The sequence below is a fragment of the Nonomuraea aurantiaca genome, from assembly GCF_020215705.1.
In the GTDB taxonomy this organism is placed as follows: Bacteria; Actinomycetota; Actinomycetes; order Streptosporangiales; family Streptosporangiaceae; genus Nonomuraea; species Nonomuraea aurantiaca.
This window is the reverse complement of the sequence record NZ_JAIWNB010000008.1, coordinates 362,927-386,594: the sequence shown is the minus strand read 5'-3', so window position 1 is coordinate 386,594 and position 23,668 is coordinate 362,927. Positions and strand designations below refer to the sequence as shown.

Below are 23,668 nucleotides of genomic sequence, written 5' to 3'. Positions count from 1 at the left end.
GCGGCCTCATGATCACACCTGTGATCATGAGGCCGCTCTCTTTGCTTTTGCCGAGAGTCTGTCCGATAGCCGAACTGCGGGGCGAATGCTGAGGCCTGCGGAGGTATGCGCCCGTCGGTGAACTTGCCGTTGGCTCCTATGCCTTGCAGCTGATGCGGCTGCCCCGGAATCGGCCGCAGCGGTCGTCCCTGGGGCAGCCGCCGGGTTCTGCGGACCATGACCGCCTCGGTGCTGTGGAGGGCGATCCCAGCACATCGTGACGACCACAAAACGACACAGACGCCCGGAGGGACACGTTGCGCCTTCATTCAGCTACTCAACGTAACGACACGAAGGATCGCATGGACCCGTCACTCCTGATGACCGGTCGTCAACGAGTCACCCAGTACATGGAATCGGTATTCCGCCAGACCAGCGATACCGTACGGCTTCGGAGACGTACATCGGCCACCGCGGGGCTCGCCAGCGCTCGACGCAGTCACCGGCGTGGTCTACGGGCCCTCCAGCATGCTCGAGGAAATTCAATGCCGCCCGCGTGTTTCGCGGCCTTGGTCGCCAGCGGCTGGATTAAGGTGGCGTTGCCGACATCGCATGATCACTCTGTGATACGAGGCGATCTCCCCTCATGCCCAGAAAAGCCGAGGTTGAGGAGAGACTCCATGCCCCGCAGCCATGCCGTGAGTACGGGATGCGCCCTCGCGATCACTGCCCTTGGTCTGGCCGCCATCCCGGCCGGCGCCGAAGGCCAGACAACAACCATCCCCGCCGCGATCCCCGCCGCCATGACCGCCGCGACCATGCTGAAGCCGCCGCCGGGCATGCTGGAGGCGCTCGCACGCGACCTGCATCTCAGTATTGCGCAGGCCCAGGCCCGCCTGCTCAATGAGGCCCGCCTGACTCCGATCGCGGCGCAGCTGACCAGGCGGCTCGGCAGCCGCTTCGCCGGCACCTGGCTCCGGGGAGGCAGCGCGCACACCCTCGTGGTGGCCACCACCAGCGCCGCCGACATTCCCCAGATTCTCAACGCTGGCGCCGCTGCTGAGATCGTCACCAGGTCGCTGGGGGAACTGGCCGCGATCAAGACGAAGCTCGACCATGCTCTGCCCGTGAAGCCGCTGCTGTCGAGCGCGCGCTACGTCGACGTCAAGCGCAACAAAGTGGTCATCCTGGCCCCGAAACCCGACGAGACCCAGACCGTCGTCGAGGGCACCGGCGTGAACAAAGAGTCGGTGCTCGTGCTGCCCTCCACCGAAGTCGCCCAGCCCTTGCATGACCTGGTGGGCGGCAATGCCTACTACATCGGCACCACCAGCCGCTGCTCGATCGGCTTCCCCGTGGTCAAGGGCACCCAGAGCGGGTTCGTCAGCGCCGGCCACTGCGGTAAAGCCGGCGACACCACCACCGGCTTCAACCGCGTAGCCCAAGGCGTCTTCCAGGGATCGACCTTCCCCGGCAGCGACTACTCCTGGATCGCGGTGAACTCCAACTGGACACCCCAGCCCGCGGTGGACAACGGCGAGGGCGGCACCGTGCCCGTCGCCGGCGCCAGAGTCGCCATCGAAGGCGCGTCGGTCTGCCGGTCCGGCTCCACCACCGACTGGCACTGCGGCGTCATCCAGCAGCGCGACGCCAGCGTCACCTACCCCCAAGGCACCATCTACCAGCTGACCCGCACCAACGTCTGCGCCGAACCCGGCGACTCGGGCGGCTCCTTCATCTCCATCGACCAGGCCCAAGGAGTCACCTCCGGCGGTTCGGGCGACTGCAGTTCGGGCGGCACCACCTACTTCCAGCCGATCGGCGAGATCCTCACCGCCTACGGCCTGACACTGAGGACCACCGCGGGCAACCCGCCGCCGCCGGTCACGGGCACCTGCACCGGCTTCCCGAGCACCTACACCGGCTCCCTGACCAACGGCCAGTCCGCCTACCAGCCGGGCGGCTCGTACTACTACTCGAACGCCACAGGCGTCCATGCCGGCTGCCTGGACGCGAACGACGGCGCCGACTTCGACCTGTACCTGCAGAAATGGAACGGCCGCACCTGGCCGACTGTCGCCACCTCCAACAGCGCGAGCCCCGACGAGAAGATCACCTACACCGGCACAGCCGGCTACTACCGCTACCAGGTGGTCTCCTCAAGCGGCTCCAGCCCCTACACCCTCGGCTACCGCAAGCCGTAACCCACTCCGGCCCTTGCTGCGGCGGTGGGAAGGAAAAGTCGCGGTTGAGCGGTCGTCCCGCTGGCAACGGAGTGAGACGCCGAAAACGCAGGGCACTATCTAACACTGAGCAAGGCGCGGGAACGGTCTAGGAAGCTGCGGGCGGCTGGTCCCGTTCTGTAGGGGGCTATCAGCTCGATGTGAGCCGACCGAGGGAAAGATCGCGAGGGCATCGGATCTGTGTAGGAGTAGCCCTGGCCGGTGGTAGCCCTGGCCGGTGGTAGGCCGGGGCGGTGCCATGGTTGGGGCGGTGGGCTCGCACAACCACGGCGCCGGGATAAGCCTATTTCAAGAGGTGGCAATCGTCATCTCGGCCACGACGGCTCTGTGGTCCGATTTCGGCTTCTTTTCCTGGATGACGTGGTGACTGATCAGCGCCTTCTGCGGCAGATTGGTGGTTGGGTCGGGTCCGAACGCGGTGCCGAGATTGCTCCCGGTCCGTTTCCCGGACCCGCCCGCCGAACCCGGCGTGCCCGTCTCCGAGCACCGGGCTCTCCACGTGTTCATGTCAATGGGCTTGCGGTTGTGGGGCCCACGGTGAGGGGATCCTGTCCCCGCGATAGCGATAGCGGACTACTGCGACGCTGGAAGCGCCGTTGTAGGTGGCCCCGTTGTAGGCGAGACTCCATCCCTCGACGCAGAACCGTTGCCGGATCACTTTGAGAGAGATGCGGGAGTGCTTCCGGCGTATCCACTGGACAAGCCGCCACCAGACAAAGTTGTCGAGGGTGTTGAATACGGCCTTTGATACGCCGTGCCTGAAGTAGTTCGCCCAACCCCGAATCATGCGGTCCACCGTGCGGATCATGACGTCGGTGGCCGTGTTCCGAGTTGATCTGTGTGTCAGACGTCTCACCTTGTCGCGGATCGCCATAACGGCTTTCTTTGATGGAATGGTGTAGATGTACTGCTTGTTTGTTCCGCGTTTCCTTCTCCGTTGGATTTGGAATCCGAGGAACTCAAAGCCCTCATCTATGTGGACGATGCGGGTCTTCTCCGGCGACAGACGCAGCCCAAGGGGCTTTAGTACGCCTGCCACTTCGGCTCGTAGAGCCTCGGCGTGGTCACGTTTCCCATACACCATAATCACGAAATCGTCGGCGTATCGGATCAGCTTCCAATTCCCATGCCCTTTACGACGGAGATATTGCCGTTTCTACCCTCTGGGCTCCCACTGCCGGGCGATGTATTCGTCCAGCGCGGAGAGCGCAATGTTCGCGAGGACGGGCGACAGAATGCCGCCTTGCGGTGCACCTGCCGGTGACTGCTCCCATCCATCCGAGGTCATGACCCCAGACTTAAGAAACGCCTTTACCAGAGTACATACTTGCTTGTCCTTGATCCTTGCCCGAAGGCGTTCCATTAGTGCCGTATGCGAAATCTCGTCAAAGCATGCGGCGATGTCGGCGTCGAGCACCCATTCGTATCCGACGCCGCTGGAGGCCAGCTGGTGGATCTCGGCGATAGCATCGTGTGCTCTGCGGTTTGGGCGGAACCCATACGAGCACGGCAGAAAGTCCGCCTCGAAAATCGGCTCCAGTACCAGTTTGAGCGCCGCCTGCACCACCCGGTCAGTCACGGTTGGGATCCCCAGCTTCCGAGTCTTCCCGTTGGCCTTGGGGATGGCCACTCGTCGGACCGGGTCCGGTTGAAACGTTCGCGATTTGACCTCCTCGCGGACGCGGTGCAGGTAAGGGACGACACCGAACCTGGCCTCGATCCAGCGGACCGTGACCCGGTCGATGCCTGCCGTCCTTGACCCGGTATTCCTGGAAACCCGCTCCCACGCGTGTACCAGAAAGGCCGGATCATAAATGAGATTGAACAGATCATAAAACCGGCGCGAAGGATTGTCCTTCGCCCATTGATGCAATTTGGCCTGCATCTTCCGTACCCTGAAGTAGGCCGCGTCTGGATGCGGCCACTCCAAGACACCGGTGTTCACCGGCGTATCTCCGGACATTACAGTTCCTTCCTTGCTGAACACGCTGCCGCCCTTTCCCATGTGGCCGGTTTTCCCGACCTCGGAGTACTACGGCGGCTCCGTCCCGCCCGCATCGTTCGGCAGGCATCGCACCTATCCAGGACTCCGTCGCGGCAGCGAAAGTTCCCTGGAATGGAATGCGGGCGGTTCCCACGTTCACTGCCATCCGGTCGGCAGGTTAGGCACCCGACTCTGCTCCCGCGGCATCGCCACGGCTACGCCGTGGGCTTTCACCGTGGCCTCCCAAGCCTGAGATCCATCACGGGCTTGAGAGTTCTCCCACAGGTGTATCAGTGGGAGACGCACCGCAATTCCAGCCCGAATCCACCGGGTTTTGAGCTGGCGCGACTTTAGGAAGCTTTCCCACACATCGGTTCCTCTCGTATACCTTCCTGCCTTGCTCACCGGGCCCGGCCCATCCGGTAGTCCTGGACCGTCCCGACTTTGTCGAGGCTGCTCCCAGCTTTCCCGGCAATCCCCGGGTTAGCCTGCCTCCAGCTTCACTCCGCTGCCACGACAGCGAAGCGACGAAGGTCTTTCACCTCCGTCCGGTAAATGGCAGCGCCTCGTGGCGCACTGGATGCGGTCACAGCGGTACGCCAGGCCGCTGCGATGTCCCACAGTCGGGGCAGCATCACCTAGGAGCGCGCCCATGTCGCGTAGGCCCGCCCCTTCCAGCTCTTTTGCCGGTCCGCGCTTGTACTTCTTGCGTTCCTTCAACGGCAGCTTGCTACCGGCGGGGAGGTGCGGGTCGCTGATGGAGAAAGCGTTCATATCCCCCACCACGATCGCAGGCCCCTGCTGCGGGATCAGGCTGCACGCCTCGGCTTCCATTTTCCGGATGCTCGGTGCCGAAGGGGCGAAATGAACGTTGGCCAGGTGTACTTTAACCCCGTCGATGTCCACCCGCAGGCCGCATAAGGCGTGCCACCAGGGTGTTGCCTGGTCGTGGCACTCCTCGATGACCCGGATGGGCTCGCGGATCAGCCAGGCCAAGTGGCATCCGTGATGATTACTCTTCACGGGGTAGGCCCGCATGCCCAGGACCTGTTCCACCTGCCGGAGCCGCCACCACGGTCTCCACCACGACCTTCCAGCGACGTCGAAATGCTTCAGCTCTTGCAGCGCCAGCGCATGCAGGTTGAGGCCGGCCAGCTGTCGAGCTGCTGCCGGAGCCGGGCATCGTGTTTGCCGTCCAGCCCTCCCTCCTTCAGGTTGTACGTGCCAACTCGGATGATTGTCACTGAGGCCTCCGGAACAGTGCAGGTAAGCGGCTGATGCTGTCGATCACGTAGCCGCGTTCAGGCAAGTCCTCGCCCTCGCGGAGTTGGCCTTCCGGGCGGATGAGGAACGCCTCGCCGAACCCACAGGCCAGTGGCGCCGTCACATCCGTGAGGAGGTTGTTGCCGACCATTGCTATCTCGGCCGCAGGCAGTCCCAGCGCATCCGTCACGCGGCGATAGAACGCCGGGTCGGGTTTGCTGACGCCGACCTCCTGCGATTCGATCACCGCGGCGAACAGGTCCAGCACCCCGGCCGCCTGCAGGGCCTTCCGCCGGGACTGGCCTGGTCGGTTGTTGGATCCAAGCGCCAGCGGCACCCGGAAACCGTGGAGTGTCCACAGCACCGCGGCGGCGCCCGGCGACACCAGCCGCTGACCGAGCTCAGGGCAGAAGTCGGGGCCCGTGAGGGTGCCGCCGTAGTCCACCACTAGGGCCTGGCAGGGCACGGAACCTCCGTCTCTGTGGTCTGGTCCGTACCGCTCGAAGGGCGTCGGCCTAACAGGTTGGCTAGACGCGTCCAGCACGGGCGGACCTCCGCGGTTCCCAGGTCCGGTACCCAGCCGTAGAAGCCGCCGTCAGGGGGTGCGGGGAGAGAGTCCATGGGGGTTCTTCGCGCAAACGGTCGGTCGGGGAGGTGCCGTGGGACGGCGGGCGGGGGTCCGCCGTCCCACGGCCGCGCCGCCCGACCGGGCCGGTGCCGGGCGGCTGCCGTGGCTGGTGCGGGGGTGCGCAACCACGGCCGGGATGGTTCCTAGGCGGGCGCATGCCTGTTGACTCGCGTATGCGTGCCCAGGCTGCGCTCTATCACCGTCTCGCTCTTACGCATTGCGGCGAGGAGGTCGTCCATCAGCGGGGCCGGGACGGCGCCGAGTCCGAGCCCGGCGTCATGCACGGCCGAGGAGAGTTCGTGCTGCTCAGCGAGGCTGAGCAGCGCGCTGCAGCGACAGCCGCTCACGCTGGCCGGGCAGGTGGCCATGCTCTCGGGAGGTCACTTCGTGCGGGAGGCGGGGCGGTTCGGCGGGTCTGCCGGCCGCGGTGAGCGGGATCACGATCTCGTGGGCGTGACCGCCGATCCATCCGGCCGCGTCAGCGCCGGGTGCGACGCGCAGCACGGCGGTGCCGGCGCGGTCCACCTGGCAAAACGCGATCATCGTGGCCACCACCGAGCGCCTGGCGGCGAGCTAGGCCTTCGCCAGCGCCGCGAGCAGCCGGTCCTCGGTCACCTCCGCGCCGGTGAGCTGCTCGCTGATCGCGCCGTCGCGCAGGACCACCACGCTGTCGCAGTTGCCCGCCAGCTCGGCCACGTCCGAGGAGATCAGCAGGATGGCCAGCCCGTCGACGGCCAGCTCGTCGAGCAGCGCCTGCATCTCCAGCTTGGTCGCCACGTCGACGCCGCGGGTCGGCTCGTCGAGCAGCAGCACCTTGGGGTGCATGGCCAGCCAGCGGGCCAGCAGCACCTTCTGCTGGTTGCCGCCCGACAGCTCGCCCGCGGGCTGCCGGGGTGAGACGGCCTTGATGCCGAGCCGCTTCATGAACGTCTCCACGATGCCGTCGATCTGCGCGTCGGAGACGATTCCGGCGCGGGACAGCCGGGGGAGCGCGGCCAGGGCGATGTTGTCGCGTACCGAGAGGGTGGGGACGATGCCCTCGGTCTTCCTGTTCTCGGGCACGAGGCCGACGCCGGCGCGGATGGCGCTCCTGATCGACCACTTGCGCGCCGCCGCCCCGGCCACGGTCACCTGGCCCGCGTCCACCGGCATGACGCCCGCGATCGCTCTGGCCGTCTCGCTGCGCCCGGCGCCGAGCAGGCCGCCGAGGCCGACGACCTCGCCCGCGCGCACCGCCAGCGACACGCCGTCGAGCACATGGTGGCGGGTCAGCCCCTTCGCCTCCAGGACGGGGTCGTCGCCGGGTTCGTCGGGCTGGGCGGCGGAGTGCGGCTCCTCGACGGGGTGGAACGGCCGGCCGAGCATGAGCGACACCAGCCGGAGGCGATCCAGTCCGGCCAGCGGGCCGGTGTGCACGACGCGGCCGTCACGCAGCACGGTGACGCGGTCGCAGACCTCGTACAGCTCCTCCAGCCGATGGGTGACGTAGACGACCGAGCGGCCCTCGTCGCGCAGCCGGGCCACCGCGCCGAACAGGGTCTCCAGCTCGGCGTGTTCGAGTGCGGAAGTGGGCTCGTCCATGATGACCAGCCGGGCGTCGGCGGTGGCCGCCCTGGCCAGGGCCACGAGCTGCCGGGCCCCCTCGCCCAGCGTGCCGAGGGGTCTGCGGACGTCGGTGCGCAGGCCGTACTCGGCCAGGATCCGCTCGGCGCGGGCGTTGGCGGCCGTGAAGTCGATCAGCCCGAGGCGGCCGCGCGGCTCCCGGCCGAGCAGCAGGTTGCGGGCGATGCTCATGGTCGGGACGAGGTTCGTCTCCTGGTGGATGGTGGCGATGCCGGCCCGCCTGGCCTCGGCCGGGCTGCCGAACCTGATGGGCTCGCCCAGGTAGCGCAGCTGGCCCGCGTCCGGCTGGCACACGCCGGAGAGCACCTTGACCAGCGTGGACTTGCCGGCGCCGTTGCCGCCGATCAGCGCGTGCACCTCGCCGGGGCGCACGGAGAGCGTGACGTGGTCGAGCGCGGTCACGCCCTGGAACGTCTTGAGAACTCCAGCCACCTGTAGCACGGTTGCCTCCGCCTCGATCGTGGTCGCGGCAGGAAACAATCCAGTAACAGAAGCGTCACATTCGATCAGATCCGGGCGACGTGCAGTCTGACGCCCCTGCCGCTCAGCTCGTCGAGCACGTCGCCGGGCGCGCCCTCGTCGGTGACCAGGTGACCGATCTGCTCGGCCGCGACGGTCTGCACCATCGTGTCGACGCCGATCTTGGTGTGGTCGGCCAGCACCACGACCTCCTCGGCCGCCGCGGCCAGCGCCCGGTCGACGCCCGCCACCTGCATGTTGGGCGTGGACAGGCCGCGCTCGGCGGTGAGCCCGTTGCCGGAGATGAACGCCCGCCGCACCCGCAGCCCGGACAGCGAATGCTCGGCCGCGCTGCCCACCAGGGCCAGGATCGAGCCGCGCAGCGTGCCGCCGGTCAGCATCACCTCGATCCGCGGCGAACCGGCGAGAACCTGGGCGACGAGCAGGGAGTTGGTCACCACGGCGAGCTCGGCGTGCCTGGTCAGACGGCGGGCGAACTCCTGCGTGGTGGTGCCGGGGCCGATCACGATGGCGTCGCCGTCCTCGACCAGCGCCGCGGCGAGGTCGGCGATGGCGCCCTTCTCGGCGGACTCCAGCGAGACCTTGTGCGCGTAGCCCGCCTCCCGCGACAGCTCGCCGGGCAGGGTGGCGCCGCCGTGGTGGCGGTTGAGCAGGCCCTCCGACTCCAGCGCGCGCAGGTCGCGGCGGACGGTCACCTCGGAGGAGTGCACGGACTGGGCGAGCTCGCGCAGGGACACGGCACCGTTGGCGCGCACCAATTCGAGGATGCGCTGCCGGCGTTCCGCGGCGAAGACCGGCCGTCGGCCGTCGCTCTGCGTGTCGCTCACGTCCCGATCATAGTCGAATGCTCAACTCCGGCTCACCTATGATCATATGAGAACGAATTTGATCGGAAATCTTGACCGGCTCGGTCCACGGGTGCTTATTTGGGAGCCAGGCAGGGTCATAACCTGTCCGATCCTGATCGAAGGACATGCCATGCGCACTCCCGGTCTCGCCTTTCTGGTCGCCCTCCTCTTATCGCTCATCGCTGTACCCGCGCAGGTCCGAGCGCAGCCGCGGACACTGCTCGACCACGGCTCCTACCTTGAGGGATTCAACGACCCCGGCTGGTACGAGGCCAACATCCCGTTCGTCGACCTGCCCGACCAGCAGATCCAGGACGTCTACTACTACCGCTGGCGCGTCTGGAAGGAACACCTGCGCTACACCGACCCGGCGAACGGATGGGTGCTGACGGAGTTCCTCGACTGCTGCGGATACGCCGCGCCGTACCAGGCGATCAACGCCGCGGCCGGGCACCACGTCTACGAAGGACGCTGGGTGCGAGACCAGACCTACTTGGACGACTACCTCAAATTCTGGCTGACCGGCCCCGGACAGCGCGCGCAGCAGGTCAACGCGAACGCGCCCGACTGGGCGCACGAGTACAGCTTCTGGGCCGCCGACGCCGTCCACGCCAGAGCCGAGGTGACCGGCGACTGGGCGTTCGCCAAACGCCTGCTGCCCGCTTTGATCAAGCAGTACGACGGATGGAACGGCCAGTACGACACCGCCACCGGCCTGTACTGGCAACTGCCCGCCTGGGACGCCAAGGAGCTGTCGCCCGCCTCGTACCAGAGCAGCGACGCCTTCAACGGCGTCAGGACGCTCCGCCCGTCGATCAACGCCTACCAGTACGGCGACGCGGTCGCGATCGGCCGCATCGCGGCCATGACCGGCGACCGGGCGACCGCCAGGCGGTTCGAGCAGCGCGCGGCCGCGCTGAAGCGCAACACGATCCAGCGGTTGTGGGACGGCGACCGGGCGTTCTTCTACGACGTCGTCCAGGAGAACAACCCCGGGCTGAAGATGCTCGACACGCGGGAGGACGTCGGCTTCGTCCCCTGGCAGTTCGGCCTGCCGGACGCGGCCCAGTCGCGGGCCTGGCAGCAGCTGCTCGACCCGCAGGGGTTCGCCGCGCCGTACGGGCCGACGACCGTGGAGCGCCGCAGCACGTGGTTCATGCACGAGACGGGGCAGGGCTGCTGCCGCTGGACCGGCCCGAGCTGGCCGTTCACCACCTCGCAGGTCCTCACGGGGATGGCGAACCTGCTCCTGGACTACCCGGCGCAGCCCTACGTCTCCAAGGACGACTACTACGGGCTGCTGCGCACGTACGCGCTCACGCAGTACCGCGACGGCAAGCCGTACGTGGCCGAGGCGCATCACCCTGACGAGAACCGATGGCTGTACGACGGGCGGAACCACAGCGAGGACTACCTGCACTCCTCCTACACGGACCTGGTGCTGTCGGGCCTGCTCGGCATCCGCGGCCAGGAGGGGGCCACGCTCCGGCTCGACCCCCTGGTGCCCGCCACCTGGGATCACTTCGCCGTCGAGAACGTGCCGTACCACGGGCACGACGTCACCGTGGTCTGGGACCGTGCCGGCTCCCACTACGGAAGCGGCGCGGGCCTGCGCGTCTCTGTCGACGGCGTCCAGGTACGGCAGGCGGACCGGGTACGCGCGCTCACCGTGCCGATCGGACCGGCCCGGCAGGACGACGGCGAACGGCTGGTCAACGACGCGGCCAACCCGCTGCGCACCGGCTTCCCGAAGCCGATCGCCTCCTTCACCTCGCGCTACGACAACCCCTGGAGCGCGATCGACGGCAAGGTCTGGTTCGACGAGGTGCCGCAGAACACCCGCTGGACCAACTACACCTCCCCGAACACGGAGGACTACTACGGTGTCGACTTCGGCGGCCCGACCCCCGTCGGCGACGTCCGCTGGTACGGCTACGACGACGGCGGGGGAGTGCGCACCGCCACCGCCTACCGCCTCCAGCAGTGGACGGGCAGCGCCTGGCAGGACATCCCCGGCCAGATCCGCTCGCCGGACAAACCCCTGGGCAACGGGCTCAACCGGATCACGTTCCCGGAGATCACCACCAGCAGGATCCGGCTACTGTTCGGCGCCGAGTCGGTCGGCGTGGTCGAGTTGCAGTCGTGGAGCCGCTCCAGTGAGGCCATGAGCCTGGCCGTCACGCCCGGCGAGGTCGTCCCCGGGAAGACCGGCACCGTGACGACCACGCTGGTCAATCAAGGGCGGCAGGCGCGGGACGTGGCGGTGCGGCTCCGGCTGCCCGCCGGGTGGGCGGCCAGAGCGCTCACCGCCACCACGAAAGAGCGGCTGCCGGCCGATGGGCGCCTGGTCACGCGATGGGAGCTGACGCCCCCGGGCGGTGCGAGCCCGTGTCAACAGGCCGCACTGAGCGCCGAGGCACGCTACACGGCCGGCGCCCGGCAGCTCACCAGGGCGCGGGCGGCACTCGACCTGGTCCCCGACCCCGTCGAGCGACACGGCCTGCGCGGCGACTATTACCTCGCCTCGGCGCCCGGCGCGTTCGACTTCGGCGAGCTCAAGGCCAGTGTCGTGGACCCGGTCATCGACTTCGCCGACCTGAACCCGGTGCTCGCCAAGCTCACCGGGCGCGAGGACGACGTCACCGTCCGGTGGATGGGACGGCTCACCGCCGGCAGCACCGGGGACCACACGTTCTCGATCACCGGCGACAACGGCTTCCGGCTCTGGGTGGACGGCAAGGCCGTCATCGACCACTGGGTGGACGACTGGGACATCGAGCAGACCGGCGCCCCCGTCCGCCTCGAAGCCGGCCAGAGCTACGACATCAAGCTCGAATACTTCGAGCACTTCGGCGGCGCCCATCTGCAGCTGCGCTGGCAGCCGCCCGGTGCCGGCAAGGAGACCATTCCGACCTGCTCCCTCCGCCCCTCAGCGTGAAAGGACAATCTGTGCGAAAGTCACTCGCGGCAATGATCGCCGTGCTGCTGGCCGTGTTATGGCAGGCTCCCACCCCCGCGGGCGCGGCGGCCGAACGGCACGGGCTGCGCGGCGACTACTACCTCGCCTCGGCGCCCGGCGCGTTCGACTTCGGCGAGCTCAAGGCCAGTGTCGTGGACCCGAGCCTCGAACAGGGCGATCTCAACCCCGTCTTCAAGCTGCTGACCGGCCGGGAGGACGACGTCACCGTCCGGTGGACCGGCAAGATCCGGCCCTCCTACTCCGAGACGTACACCTTCTCGATCATCGGCGACAACGGCTTCCGGCTCTGGGTGGACGGCAAGGCCGTCATCGACCACTGGGTGGACGACTGGGACAGGGAGCAGGTGGGCACGCCCATCGCGCTGGAGGCGGGCAAGGACTACGACATCAAGGTCGAGTACTTCGAGCACTTCGGCGGGGCGAACCTGCACCTGCGCTGGCAGAGCGCCAGCCAGCCGAAGGCCGCGGTCCCGGCGGCGGCGTTCACGCTGCCGGACGGGTTCGACCCGCCCGGGCCGGCGGCCGCGTCGGTCGGCGCCTCCGGTGACCTGGCCACGCTGACGTTCGCCAAGCCGCTGAGTTCGTTGCCGACGACTCTGACCGACCATCTGACGCTGACGGTCGCAGGCACCAAATGGCCCATAACCTCCGTAGCCCTGAAAAATCGGGACACGGTGGTTCTTAAGCTGCAATATCCGGTTCCGGCAAAAGCCGGCAACACGCTCCGCGCCACCTACGACGGCACCGGCCTGAGCTACGCCGACGGCACGCCCGTGGCGGCCTTCCCGTACGCGTACGTCGTCAACGACTCCACCTACATCCTCAGCACCCGCTGGTCCAAGGACGTCGACCCGAAGAACCCGCTGCCCGAGTACCCCCGCCCCCAGCTGGTCAGGGACAGGTGGCGCAGCCTCAACGGCGTCTGGCAGTTCGCCGCCGCCAAGCAGGGCGAGGCCGCTCCGACCGGCCGCGACCTGGCCGAGCGCATCGTCGTGCCGTACCCGGTGGAGTCGCGGCTGTCGGGCATCGGCCGCCACGAGGACCGCATGTGGTACCGCAGGACGTTCGAGGTGCCGCGCTCGTGGAGCGGTGAGCGGCTGCTCCTCCACCTGGACGCGGTCGACTGGGACGCCACGATCTACGTCAACGGCAAGCAGGTCGGCACGCACAAGGGCGGCTACGACCGCATCACCGTGGACGTCACCGACGCGCTCAAGCGCGGTGGCCGGCAAGAGCTCGTCGTCGGCGTCGCCGACCCGACCGACTCCGGCGCGCAGCCGATCGGCAAGCAGCGGCTCGACCCGAGCGGCATCTGGTACACCGCCGTCTCCGGCATCTGGCAGACGGTCTGGATGGAGCCCGTCGCCAAGGACCACATCGAGCGCGTCGACACCGTCCCCGACGTCGCGGGCCAGGCGCTGCGCGTGACCGTCCAGGGCGCGGCGGGCACGGCCACCGTGGTCGCCAAGGACGGCCACCGCGTCGTGGGCACCGTGACCGGCCCCGTCGGCACCGAGCTCAGGCTGCCGGTCCCGAACCCCAAGCTGTGGTCGCCGGACAAGCCCTTCCTGTACGACCTGAAGGTCCGCACCAAGAAGGACGAGATCTCGTCCTATTTCGGGATGCGCTCCATCGAGCTGAAGAACAACCGCATGCTGCTCAACGGCCGGCCCGTCTTCCAGCTCGGCCCCCTCGACCAGGGCTTCTGGCCTGACGGCATCTACACCGCCCCCACCGACGAGGCGCTCAAGTACGACCTCACGCAGACCAAGAAGCTCGGCTTCAACACCGTACGCAAGCACACCAAGGTCGAGTCCGACCGCTGGTACTACCACGCCGACAAGCTGGGCCTGCTCGTCTGGCAGGACATGCCCGCCATGTTCAGGACCAGCGACAAGCCCCAGTTCGAGGCCGAGCTGCGGGAGATGGTCGACCAGCACCGCAGCGTCCCGTCGATCATCATGTGGGTGCCGTTCAACGAGGGCTGGGGCCAGTACGACCAGGCGCGCATCGCCGACCTGGTCAAGAGCTGGGACCCCTCGCGCCTGGTCGACAACATGAGCGGCATCAACTGCTGCGGCGCCCAGGACGGCGGCAACGGCGACGTCAAGGACTACCACATCTACCCGGGCCCCGGCGTCCCCGGAAAGCCCACCGACACCCGGGCGGTCGTCATCGGCGAGTACGGCGGCCTGGGACTCCCGCTCATCGGCCACACCTGGTCGGGCGGCGGCTGGGGCTACGCGGTCGAGCCCGACCCGGCGGCCCTCACCACCCGCTATGTCGGCATGATCCAGGAGTTGCAGAAGCTGCACGCCTGCGACCAGCTCAGCGCCGCCATCTACACCCAGACCACCGACGTCGAGACCGAGCTCAACGGCCTCATGACCTACGACAGAGCCGTCACCAAGCCCGACATCCAGCGGGTCAGCGCCGCCAACCGGGCGCTCACCGGGCAGATCAGCCCGGCCTGCGCCTGATAGGAAGGAACCCCCATGAATCTCCGGACAGCCTGCCTGGCGCTGGCCGTACTCCTCACCGCGTCGGCCTGCGCCAAGGCGGAGGAGCCGCAGAGCGCGCCCGCCGCCACCAGCACGGCCGGGCAGCAGGTCGTGCAGAGCCCCAGCGGCACGGCCGGGCCGACGTGCACGCTCGACCAGTTCGGCGGCAAGAAGTTCGACCTCAAGACGGCCACCGTCGGCTTCTCCCAGTCGGAGAAGGAGGCCAATCCGTTCCGCATCGCCGAGACCAAGTCGATCAAGGACGAGGCGGCCAAGCTCGGCATCGCCCGCCTGAAGGTCACCAACGCCCAGTCGCAGTTCTCCAAGCAGATCACCGACGTGCAGCAGCTCATCGCCCAGGGCGCGCAGCTGCTGGTCATCGCGCCGCTGAACTCCGACGGCTGGGAACCGGTGCTCCAGCAGGCCGCTGCCAAGAAGGTGCCGATCATCACGGTCGACAGGAAGATCAACGCCAAGGCGTGCAGCGACTACCTGACCTTCATCGGCTCCGACTTCTACGAGCAGGGCAAGCGGGCCGCCGACCGGATGATCGACGCCCTCTCCGGCAAGGGCAAGGTCGCCATCCTGCTCGGCGCGCCCGGCAACAACGTCACCACCGAGCGGACGAACGGGTTCAAGGACCGGATCAAGGAGAAGGCCCCCGGCATCACGATCTCGTTCGAGCAGACCGGCGAGTTCGCCCGCGAGAAGGGCCAGCAGGTCACCGAGCAGCTCATCCAGTCCAACCCCGACATCAACGGCATCTACGCCGAGAACGACGAGATGGCGCTCGGCGCCGTCACCGCCCTGAAGGGCGCGGGCAAGGAGGCGGGCACCATCAAGATCGTGTCCGTCGACGGCACCCGCAGCGCCGTCCAGGGCATCGCCGACGGCTGGCTGCACGCGGTCATCGAGTCGAACCCCCGCTTCGGGCCGCTCGCCTTCGAGACCGCGCAGAAGTTCCTCGACGGCCAGGCCATCCCCGACAAGGTGATCATCTCCGACCGCGACTACGACACGTCCAACGCCAAGGACTCCCTCGGTGAGGCGTACTGAGTTGGCAGCGGTTCTCGAGGCGAAGGGGATCAGCAAGCGCTTCCCCGGCGTCCTCGCTCTCGACGGTGTGCATCTCGCCCTCCTCCCCGGCGAGGTGCACGCCCTCGTGGGGGAGAACGGCGCCGGCAAGTCCACCCTGATCAAGGTCTTCACCGGCGTGTACCATCCCGACGGCGGCGAGCTGCGCCACCACGGCGCGCCCGCCGCCTTCGGCACGCCGCTCGACGCGCAGCGCGCCGGGATCTCCACCATCTACCAGGAGGTCAACCTCGTCCCGATGATGAGCGTCGCCCGCAACCTGCTGCTCGGCCGCGAGCCACGCGGCCGATTCGGGGTCATCGACGCCACGAAGATGTACGCCGAAGCCGCCCGCGTCCTGTCCGGCTACGGCGTCGAGACCGACGTCCGGCGGCCGCTGCGGACGCTCGGCATCGGCGCCCAGCAGATGGTCGCCCTGGCCAGGGCCGTGGCCGTCGACGCCCGCGTGGTCATCATGGACGAGCCGACCTCCTCCCTGGAGCCGCGCGAGGTCGAGACGCTGTTCGGGGTGATCAGGCGGCTGCGCGACGAGGGCATCGCCGTCATGTACGTCAGCCACCGGCTCGACGAGCTCTACCAGGTGTGCGACCGGGTCACCGTGCTGCGTGACGGCCGCGTCGCGCACACCGGGCCCCTCGCAGGACTGGACCGGCTCAAGCTCATCTCGCTCATGCTGGGCCGCGAGCTGAACGAGGTCAAAGCGGATGGCCTGACCAGGTTCTCCCGCGACCGCCACCGCGCCGCCGACGGCCAGGGGCCACCGGCCGTCGAGGCGCGGGGTCTCACGCGGCGACACGTCCTGGACGGGATCGACGTGTCCGTACGGCCCGGCGAGGTCGTGGGTCTCGGTGGCCTGCTCGGCGCCGGCCGTACCGAGACCGCCAAGGCCATCGTCGGCGCGATGCCCCTCGACGGCGGGCAGGTGCTCGTGGCCGGGCTGCCGCTGCGCGGCGGCTCCACCACCGCGGCCATCAGGGCGGGCGTCAGCCTGCTGCCCGAGGACCGCAAGGCCGAAGGCATCGTCCCGACCCTGTCCGTCCGGGAGAACATCGCGCTGGCCGCCCTGCCCGCCCTGGCCAGGGCGGGCGTGGTGTCAGACGCGAAGATCGACCGGATGGTCGAGATCTTCATGCGGCGGCTGCGCATCAAGGCGGCCTCGCCGAACCAGCTCGTGTCGGAGCTGTCCGGCGGCAACCAGCAGAAGGTCCTGCTGGCCCGCTGGCTGGCCGTCCGCCCCAAGGTGCTGCTGCTCGACGAGCCCACGCGGGGCATCGACGTGGGCGCCAAGGCCGAGGTGCAGGCGCTGATCGACGAGCTGGCCGAGGAGGGGCTGGGCGTGCTGCTGATCTCCTCCGACCTGGAGGAACTGGTCGAGGGCGCCGACCGCATCCTGGTGCTGCGCGAGGGCGCGGTCGTCGGGGAGCTGACCGGCGACGAGGTGACCGAGGAGAGGATCATGGCAACGATCGCGGATGACCGCGCTCACCTCGACGGCGACGATCGCGGGGCGGTCCGATGACTGAGCTCACCTCGAAACCGGCGCCGCCGAGCGGGGCGAGGTCGATGGCGGACCTCAAACCGCGGATCTTCGCCTGGGTGCAGGACTACGGCGTGTACGCGGCCGTGCTGGCGTTGCTGCTGTTCAACGTGCTGTTCACGCCGCACTTCCTCGACGCCTCGAACTTCCGCACCCAGTTCGTCCAGGTCACGCCCATCGTGATCGTGTCGCTGGGCATGGCGCTGGTGATCGGCACGCAGGGCATCGACCTGTCCGTCGGGTCGGTCATGGCGCTGGCCGCCGCGCTCGTCGCCCTCTACCTGGGCTACGGCGCGCTGCCCGCGCTGATCGTCGCCGTGATCGGCGGGGCGGTCGTCGGCGCGGCGGGCGGTGCCCTGGTCTCCTACGTGGGCGTCCAGCCGATCGTGGCCACACTGGCGCTGCTGGTGGGTGTACGCGGCATCGCCAACGTCCTGGTGCCGCAGCTCGTGGAGTTCCGCAACCCGGAGCTGATCGCGCTGGGCAGCAGCTCGGTGGCCGGCATCCCGGTCATCGTGCTGATCGCGGCGGCGCTGACGCTGATCGTGCTGTTCGTGGTGCGGCGCACGACGTTCGGCCGTCAGGTCGTCGCGATCGGCGGCAACCGGTCGGCCAGCGAGCTGTCCGGGCTGCCGGTCAAACGGGTGCTGCTGATCGTGTACGTCATCTCCGGGCTGCTCGCCGCGCTGGCCGGGGTGCTGGCGACGGCCCGCCTGCAGGCCAGTGACCCGACGTCGCTCGGCCTGTTCATCGAGCTGTCGGCGATCACCGCCGTCGTGGTCGGCGGCACGCCGCTCACCGGCGGGCGCATCAGGGTGCTCAGCACGGTCATGGGCGCGCTGCTCATGCAGTTGCTCGCGGCCACACTGATCAAGCACAACCTGCCGCAGTCGTGGACCCAGATGGTCCAGGCGGTCATCATCCTGGCCGCCGTCTACGCCACGAGGGAGCGTGCGAACCGATGACCTCTGCTTCTTTTGCTTCTTTACGGCGTGAGCAGGTGAGCCGGGTGCTCCAGCAGCACGGGGCGCTCATGGTGCTGGCGCTGCTGGTGATCGTGGGCAGCGTGGCCTTCGACTCCTTCGCCACAGCGGGGAACGCGGCCAGCGTGGTGGTCTCGTCGTCGTTCCTGGCGATCATCGCGATCGGGATGACGTTCGTGATCATCAGCGGCGGGATCGACCTGTCGGTGGGATCGCTGTTCGTGCTGGGCGGGGTGCTGGCGGCCTATGGGTCCCAGTACGGCCTGCTCGTGGCGCTGGCCCTGCCGCTGGGCGCGTGCGGGGTCGTCGGCCTGCTCCAGGGCTTGGTCATAGCTCGCACCGGTATGGCCCCTTTTATCGTGACATTGGCGGGTTTGTTGGGTGTGCGGGGGTTGATGCTCGCCATTTCCGGTGAAGGGGCAACCACCTATTTAGTGAAAAATCCCGCTTTCGCGTCCTTGGGGCAGGGGGAGTTGCTCGGCCTGACGTACCCCGTGTACATCACCGCGGCGCTGGCGCTGGTCGCGATGGTGCTGCTGCAACGGACCGGCTTCGGGCAGAACGTCTACGCGATCGGCGGCAACGAGCAGGCGGCGGCGCTCATGGGCGTGCCCGTGGCGCGTACCAAGGTGACCGTGTACGTGATGTCGGCCCTGCTGGCCGGCCTCGCCGGCGCGCTGAACGCGGCGCGGCTCTCGTCCGGGGTGACGATCCTGGGCATCGGCCTGGAACTGGACGCGATCGCCGCCGTCGTCATCGGCGGCACCCTGCTGACCGGGGGCGCGGGCGGGATCACCGGGACGGTGGCGGGAGTCCTGCTGCTGGGCGTGATCCAGAGCCTCATCAACCAGGTGGGTAACCTGACGTCGGCCTTTCAGCAGGTGGTCAGCGGGGCGTTCCTGGCGCTGGTGGTGGTGGCGCAGCGACTGCTGAGCAAGGCGCAGCGGCTGTCGTAGTCGGTGGCGTGGCCTCCGGGGAGTTCCGGGGGCTGTGTCCTCTCGAACCAGCGAGACGATTACGCACTGAGGTTTTATTCACCTTTGCTTTCCCTGTCCGGGGAAGTCCCTTTCGGCGTGGCGTCGAGAGGAGACCGGTGGCGACTGTAAGCATCTTTATCGTCACGCTGGGTTGCTCAGCGGGCAGAAATGGGCCGTCTTCCGGCCAATGGGTTAGCCGCGACCGCTGGCCGCGCTCCAAAAGAAACGGTACCTCTATGTTCACGCACACTTCGAGAGCCGACGCCACAGGCATACCGACCCGACCGGCGAAGCGGCGGGTGACAAGAAGACGGATGATGCTGTCCGTGGCGGCCCCCCTGTCCGTGGCCCTTGCCGGCATCACGACCATCCCGGCCAACGCCGATCCGGTGCCGGACCCTCGGTTCCACCGCCACCACCACTTCTTCCATAAGTTCCACAAGACAGTCCTGACCGACAGTGGGAACGGCTGCGAGCCGGGAACCTTCATCAGGGCTCACTCGCTGAGGCCCCACAACTTCTTCATTCCTCGCACCAGGTACACCGACGGTCCCGGCGGCTCGATGACCGTCTCGGTCCACCACGAGTATGAGGTGCTCGCCTTCGTGGAGGCCGACAAGACCAAGACCAAATCGGTCACCGACTCGGTCGCCAAGACGATCGGCAGCACGGTCACCACCGAGGACATCCTCCGCGCGCTCACCAGGGAGGTCACTCCACACCTCGAGAAGAGGCACATGATCTTCACGGGGCACGACTACACGCAGACAATCAGCGCGGGCAAGTACGGAAACATGTGGTACCGCGTCTTCGGTTACCGCATCGGCTGGGGCCAGTGGGCCCGGCTCCACAACTGCGCCGAGGTCAGAATCGCCACCGGTATCGCCGACATTCCGTCGAGAATCGAAGGCTGGCGCTACTGGGAGACCGACCACCCGATTTTCCGCGGCCACAAACTCTCCGACAAGTAAGGGCCGAGGCGCCCGGGGCCTCCCGGCCTCGGGCGCCAAAGGCGAAGCCGGCTATCCGTTCTTCCTCTTCCCGAAGGGCAGCTATGACGGGCCGTCTTCCTCGGCTCCTCGGAGGGGTATTCCTCCATGGGGCCCGTGTCGCGACGAGCCGTCTTCTTTGCCTCCTTCGGAGGAGGTATCCCTTCAGGGGGTCTGTGCCACGACGGGCCGTCTTCTTCCTGTCCCCCGAAGGGGCATTCCGCTAAAAGGACCCCAGCCGCCACGGACCGTCACGGGCATCGGGACGGTCGTGTGGCGAACTGCCCGGGAGCCATCGTGGTCGCCGCACTAGTTGTGCTGGGGGTCTTCGGCGGGGAGGGGGATGCCGAAGTGGGCGAACAGCGTCTCGAACATCCGAGTGTGCTTGGCCAGCGTCTTACTGTGCTCGGCCAGCGTTTGGGTGTGCCCGGCTAGCGTCTTACTGTGCCCGGCTAGCGTTTGACTGTGCCCGGCTAGCGTTTGACTGTGCCCGCCCACCACCGTGGCGAGCTCATTGAGCTTCTCGTCCAGTGCGTCGATTTTCGACGTGTGCGTACGCTGGACCTTCAGGATCTCGTCCTGAGTCAGAAGGATCTTGGAGACCTCTGAGCCGATGACCTTGATGTCTTCTCGCTGGTTGTCCGAGCGCTCTTCGAGGCGCGTTACCCGGATCTCCAGCTCCTGGAGGGTTGTCATGCCGAGAATACTAACGGTGATCAATACATCGCGCTGCGTCACAAGTCGAGATCGAGGAGGGCTTCTTTACTCCCGGGATGAAGATCCTGTAACCGGGGCCCGGCCGCCGTCATGAGCGCGGCGGAGAGGAAGCTCGCCACGAGCAAGCCGCCCGCGACGCAGCAGGTCACCTGCACCGCGTCACCAGGCGAGCCGGCTATGGAGCCGTCGAGGTAGACGCTGCCCAGGACGGCGACGCCGAGCGTGGCGCCGAGTTGCTGGACGGCGTTGAGCAGGCCGGCGGCTGAGCCGATCTCTTGAGGATTGAGGGGTTTCAGCGCGGCGGTGAAGAACGACGGCGTGAACACCCCGACGCCGAGACCCGCGACTCCCAGAGCGCCGAGCAGCGGCGTGGGATAGGTCATGGGGGCGGCCGCGTGGTACGCGGCGACAGCGGCCACTATGCCCAGCGCCAGCGTGGCGAGTCCGGCGAACATCACTCGCCGTCCGTAACGAGGAACCAGATACGCGCCCGCGACCCACGACGACACCGCCAGGCCCACCGACCAAGGCGCCATGGTCAGTCCCGCGGTGCGCGCGTCGGAGCCCGCTCCCAATTGCAGGTGCAGGACCACGACGAACATCAGCCCGGTCGTCACCGCGAAGAACAGCGCGGACGTCACCAGCGCGGCCGGAAAGGCGCGGTGCGCGAACAGGCTGGTCTCCACCAGCGAGCTGCGGCCGAGCCCGGCTCTCCGTCGCTGCTGCAGGGCGAAGCCGAGGACGGCCGCCAGGCCGAGACCGATGGCCACCCAGCTCCCTGTCGACATGTGCGCCGTCCCGGCCCCGATCAGGGGGTAGACGATCAGAGCGGTGCCGAGCATCGCCAGTGCGGTGCCGACGGGGTCGAGACTCGGCCGCCGCGGCGCGTGGTCCTCGATCAGGGTCGGCGCCACGGCCAGCACGGCGACGCAGAGCGGGACGTTGACCAGGAACGCCGCCCGCCATGACGAGCCGAACAGGTCGGCTTGGGTCAGCACGCCACCGAGAATGGGACCGCAGACAGCGGCCAGACCCATGACGGGACCGATGCTGCCCAATGCCTTGGACATCTCCTCGCCGGCGAACATGGCGCGGATCAGGCCGATGGTCTGCGGAATGATCGCCGCGGCCGCGGCGCCTTGCACGACGCGGAAGCAGATCAGCATGCCGACCGAGCCCGCCAGGGCGCAGGCCAGCGACGCGCCCAGGAACCCCGCGACACCGATCCGAAAGACCAGCCGCCGACCGGCGATGTCACCCAGCCGACCTCCGGTGATCAGCAGCAGGGCGAAAGGCAAGGTGTACGCCGTGCTGAACCACTGCATGTCCGACGCCGACCCGCCCAGGTCGGCCCGGATCGCCGGTGTGGCGACCTGCACGATCGTCGAGTCCAGCAGATTCATGGCCTCGGCCAGCAGCAATGAGGCCAGCGCCACCCACCGCCACGGATAAGTCGCCCTCGGGGGCGATGACACACGTACTGACATCCCACGTTCCTCTCCAACTCCGCGAACCCACGCCATCGAGGGGCGGGGTCCCAGAGTGGAAGAGGCTGGGCCGGTTGTTCCATCCGGAACAGATAGTTGGAGACTATCTTCCATGACTGACGGTTTTGTGAGGGAAATGCTCACGCTCGACGATGTGGACCGAGGGCTGATCCACGCCCTGAGCATTGACGGGCGGGCGCCCTTCGGCCGCATCGCCGAGGTGCTCGGCACCTCCGCGCAGACCGTGGCGCGCCGCTATCGGCGACTGCGCGCCGAGGCCGCGCTGCGCGTGGTCGGGCTCCCCAACCCGGACCGGGCAGGCCAGACCCAGTGGATGATCCGGCTCACCGCCACCCCGTCCACCGTGCGGGATCTTGCGCATTCGCTGGCCCGGCGAGCCGACACCTCGTGGGTCAAACTGGCCTCCGGAGGCACGGAGATCTTCGCCGTCATCCACGCGCCGAGCGGCGCGCAGGCCGTACCCTCACTGTTGCTGCACGACATCCCCCGAAGGGCAGGCATCACCGCGGTCTCCGCCCACTGCCTGCTGCACACCTATCTGGGCGGCCCGACCGGGTGGCGAGGCCGCCTCGAGACCCTCACCGACCAGCAGCAACAGCAGCTCGCACAGGCCCGCGACACTGATCCGCAGACCCGCCGGCCATCGCCGCCCGATCAGTCGGGCCACCCGCCATCGCCGCCACCTCATCCGTCGGTCCGCCAGTCAACGCTGACCGATCCGTCGGTCGGCCAGCCATCGCCGCCACCCCATCCGTCGGCCGACCAGCCGACGTCGACCCATCCGTCGGCTGGCCGACCGACGCTGGCGCGCGTCGATCATGACCTGATCGACGCTCTGCGTCACGACGGCCGGGCCACGCACGCCGACCTCGCCGCGGCCACCGGAGTGTCCCAGGCCACCGTCGCCCGTCGTCTGGCCGAACTTCGGGCCAGCGGAACGATCTTCTTCGATGTCGAGGTCGCCCCCGCCGTCCTCGGGGCCACCACCCAAGCCCTGCTCTGGATGTCCGTCCAGCCCGGCGACCTCGACCGCGTCGCGACCACCCTGGCCGGTCACCGTGAACTCGCCCTGGTGGCCGCCACCACCGGCCGGACCAACCTGCTGGCCAACGCGCTCTGCCGCAGCCCTGCCGATCTGCACGATTACCTCACCCATCGGCTGGGTGGCCTCAATGCCATTCACACCCTCGAAACGGCTCCCGTGTTGCACACCGTCAAGGCAGCGGGCCCACTGATTCCGACAGGCACCCGCGCACCGTCGTCCATGCGTACTGACACGAAATTTCCAGACAGAGCTAGTTAAGTCATTCGCAAGAAGCATGCCCATAATTTG

17 protein-coding genes and 1 pseudogene are annotated in these 23,668 nt (G+C 68.0%); 9 read left to right on the top strand and 9 right to left on the bottom strand.

Features of this window, described 5'->3' with window-relative positions; translation table 11 throughout:
- The first annotated feature begins 659 nt into the window (after positions 1-659).
- Positions 660-2,183 carry a S1 family peptidase gene (locus LDL49_RS21955; RefSeq protein WP_225292979.1) on the top strand — a complete coding sequence of 508 codons (1,524 nt, stop codon included), beginning with the start codon at positions 660-662 and terminating at the stop codon, positions 2,181-2,183.
- 547 nt (positions 2,184-2,730) lie between these two features.
- Here the strand turns inward: LDL49_RS21955 and LDL49_RS21950 are convergent.
- From LDL49_RS21950 to LDL49_RS21920, 7 genes and pseudogenes are all read right to left on the bottom strand, one after another.
- Positions 2,731-3,096: a group II intron maturase-specific domain-containing protein gene (locus LDL49_RS21950; RefSeq protein ID WP_225292997.1), complete on the bottom strand. Its 366-nt coding sequence runs from the start codon at positions 3,094-3,096 to the stop codon at positions 2,731-2,733.
- Between the two features lie 78 nt (positions 3,097-3,174).
- Positions 3,175-4,107, bottom strand: a pseudogene (gene ltrA, locus LDL49_RS21945) (group II intron reverse transcriptase/maturase); the annotation flags it as partial.
- 582 nt (positions 4,108-4,689) lie between these two features.
- The gene (locus LDL49_RS21940; protein WP_372470393.1) at positions 4,690-5,361 is read right to left on the bottom strand and encodes a hypothetical protein; all 672 of its coding nucleotides are present in this window, start codon (positions 5,359-5,361) and stop codon (positions 4,690-4,692) included.
- An 85-nt stretch (positions 5,362-5,446) separates the two neighbouring features.
- Complete coding sequence (locus tag LDL49_RS21935; RefSeq protein WP_225292977.1) at positions 5,447-5,914, bottom strand: HAD family hydrolase; 468 nt, start codon at positions 5,912-5,914, stop codon at positions 5,447-5,449.
- 489 nt (positions 5,915-6,403) lie between these two features.
- Positions 6,404-6,640, bottom strand: coding sequence for a hypothetical protein (locus LDL49_RS21930; RefSeq protein ID WP_225292976.1), 237 nt, complete (start codon positions 6,638-6,640; stop codon positions 6,404-6,406).
- Positions 6,641-6,670: 30 nt separating this feature from the next.
- A complete protein-coding gene (locus tag LDL49_RS21925; RefSeq protein WP_225292975.1) occupies positions 6,671-8,152 on the bottom strand; it encodes a sugar ABC transporter ATP-binding protein in 1,482 nt (493 codons plus the stop codon).
- 74 nt (positions 8,153-8,226) lie between these two features.
- On the bottom strand, positions 8,227-9,027 hold the full coding sequence (locus LDL49_RS21920) for a DeoR/GlpR family DNA-binding transcription regulator (protein ID WP_225292974.1): 801 nt from the start codon (positions 9,025-9,027) through the stop codon (positions 8,227-8,229).
- A gap of 151 nt (positions 9,028-9,178) precedes the next feature.
- Here LDL49_RS21920 and LDL49_RS21915 point away from each other — a divergent pair, with 151 nt between their 5' ends.
- The 7 genes from LDL49_RS21915 to LDL49_RS21885 all read left to right on the top strand — a co-directional run bounded on the left by LDL49_RS21915 (position 9,179) and on the right by LDL49_RS21885 (position 20,092).
- The gene (locus tag LDL49_RS21915; protein WP_225292973.1) at positions 9,179-11,986 is read left to right on the top strand and encodes an MGH1-like glycoside hydrolase domain-containing protein; all 2,808 of its coding nucleotides are present in this window, start codon (positions 9,179-9,181) and stop codon (positions 11,984-11,986) included.
- 11 nt (positions 11,987-11,997) lie between these two features.
- On the top strand, positions 11,998-14,508 hold the full coding sequence (locus LDL49_RS21910; protein ID WP_225292972.1) for a PA14 domain-containing protein: 2,511 nt from the start codon (positions 11,998-12,000) through the stop codon (positions 14,506-14,508).
- 15 nt (positions 14,509-14,523) lie between these two features.
- Positions 14,524-15,585: an ABC transporter substrate-binding protein gene (locus LDL49_RS21905; protein ID WP_225292971.1), complete on the top strand. Its 1,062-nt coding sequence runs from the start codon at positions 14,524-14,526 to the stop codon at positions 15,583-15,585.
- A gap of 1 nt (position 15,586) precedes the next feature.
- Positions 15,587-17,143 (top strand): sugar ABC transporter ATP-binding protein, encoded by a 1,557-nt coding sequence (locus LDL49_RS21900; protein WP_225292970.1) that lies wholly within the window; start codon positions 15,587-15,589, stop codon positions 17,141-17,143.
- Positions 17,140-18,126: an ABC transporter permease gene (locus tag LDL49_RS21895; protein WP_225292969.1), complete on the top strand. Its 987-nt coding sequence runs from the start codon at positions 17,140-17,142 to the stop codon at positions 18,124-18,126. Before LDL49_RS21900 ends, LDL49_RS21895 begins: the two co-directional genes overlap by 4 nt.
- 44 nt (positions 18,127-18,170) lie before the next feature.
- Positions 18,171-19,100 (top strand): ABC transporter permease, encoded by a 930-nt coding sequence (locus LDL49_RS21890; RefSeq protein WP_225292968.1) that lies wholly within the window; start codon positions 18,171-18,173, stop codon positions 19,098-19,100.
- Positions 19,101-19,435: 335 nt separating this feature from the next.
- On the top strand, positions 19,436-20,092 hold the full coding sequence (locus LDL49_RS21885) for a hypothetical protein (protein WP_225292967.1): 657 nt from the start codon (positions 19,436-19,438) through the stop codon (positions 20,090-20,092).
- Between the two features lie 327 nt (positions 20,093-20,419).
- On the opposite strand, the gene LDL49_RS21880 is transcribed toward LDL49_RS21885, so the two are convergent.
- Both LDL49_RS21880 and LDL49_RS21875 read right to left on the bottom strand, forming a co-directional pair.
- Positions 20,420-20,806, bottom strand: a complete 387-nt coding sequence (locus LDL49_RS21880) for a hypothetical protein (protein WP_225292966.1) — start codon at positions 20,804-20,806, stop codon at positions 20,420-20,422.
- A gap of 38 nt (positions 20,807-20,844) precedes the next feature.
- Positions 20,845-22,314: an MFS transporter gene (locus tag LDL49_RS21875; protein WP_225292965.1), complete on the bottom strand. Its 1,470-nt coding sequence runs from the start codon at positions 22,312-22,314 to the stop codon at positions 20,845-20,847.
- A 136-nt stretch (positions 22,315-22,450) separates the two neighbouring features.
- Between LDL49_RS21875 and LDL49_RS21870 the strand changes: the two genes are divergently transcribed.
- Positions 22,451-23,638 (top strand): Lrp/AsnC family transcriptional regulator, encoded by a 1,188-nt coding sequence (locus LDL49_RS21870; protein WP_225292964.1) that lies wholly within the window; start codon positions 22,451-22,453, stop codon positions 23,636-23,638.
- The last annotated feature ends 30 nt before the right edge of the window (positions 23,639-23,668 follow it).

Bases quoted from the DNA above. Each gene is read 5' to 3' on its own strand.
- LDL49_RS21895 (WP_225292969.1), top strand. From the start codon at position 17,140: ATGACTGAGCTCACCTCGAAACCGGCGCCGCCGAGCGGGGCGAGGTCG.
- LDL49_RS21950 (WP_225292997.1), bottom strand. From the start codon at position 3,096: ATGGCGATCCGCGACAAGGTGAGACGTCTGACACACAGATCAACTCGG.
- LDL49_RS21930 (WP_225292976.1), bottom strand. From the start codon at position 6,640: ATGATCGCGTTTTGCCAGGTGGACCGCGCCGGCACCGCCGTGCTGCGC.
- LDL49_RS21955 (WP_225292979.1), top strand. From the start codon at position 660: ATGCCCCGCAGCCATGCCGTGAGTACGGGATGCGCCCTCGCGATCACT.
- LDL49_RS21915 (WP_225292973.1), top strand. From the start codon at position 9,179: ATGCGCACTCCCGGTCTCGCCTTTCTGGTCGCCCTCCTCTTATCGCTC.
- LDL49_RS21905 (WP_225292971.1), top strand. From the start codon at position 14,524: ATGAATCTCCGGACAGCCTGCCTGGCGCTGGCCGTACTCCTCACCGCG.
- LDL49_RS21880 (WP_225292966.1), bottom strand. From the start codon at position 20,806: ATGACAACCCTCCAGGAGCTGGAGATCCGGGTAACGCGCCTCGAAGAG.
- LDL49_RS21875 (WP_225292965.1), bottom strand. From the start codon at position 22,314: ATGTCAGTACGTGTGTCATCGCCCCCGAGGGCGACTTATCCGTGGCGG.
- LDL49_RS21885 (WP_225292967.1), top strand. From the start codon at position 19,436: ATGATGCTGTCCGTGGCGGCCCCCCTGTCCGTGGCCCTTGCCGGCATC.
- LDL49_RS21870 (WP_225292964.1), top strand. From the start codon at position 22,451: ATGCTCACGCTCGACGATGTGGACCGAGGGCTGATCCACGCCCTGAGC.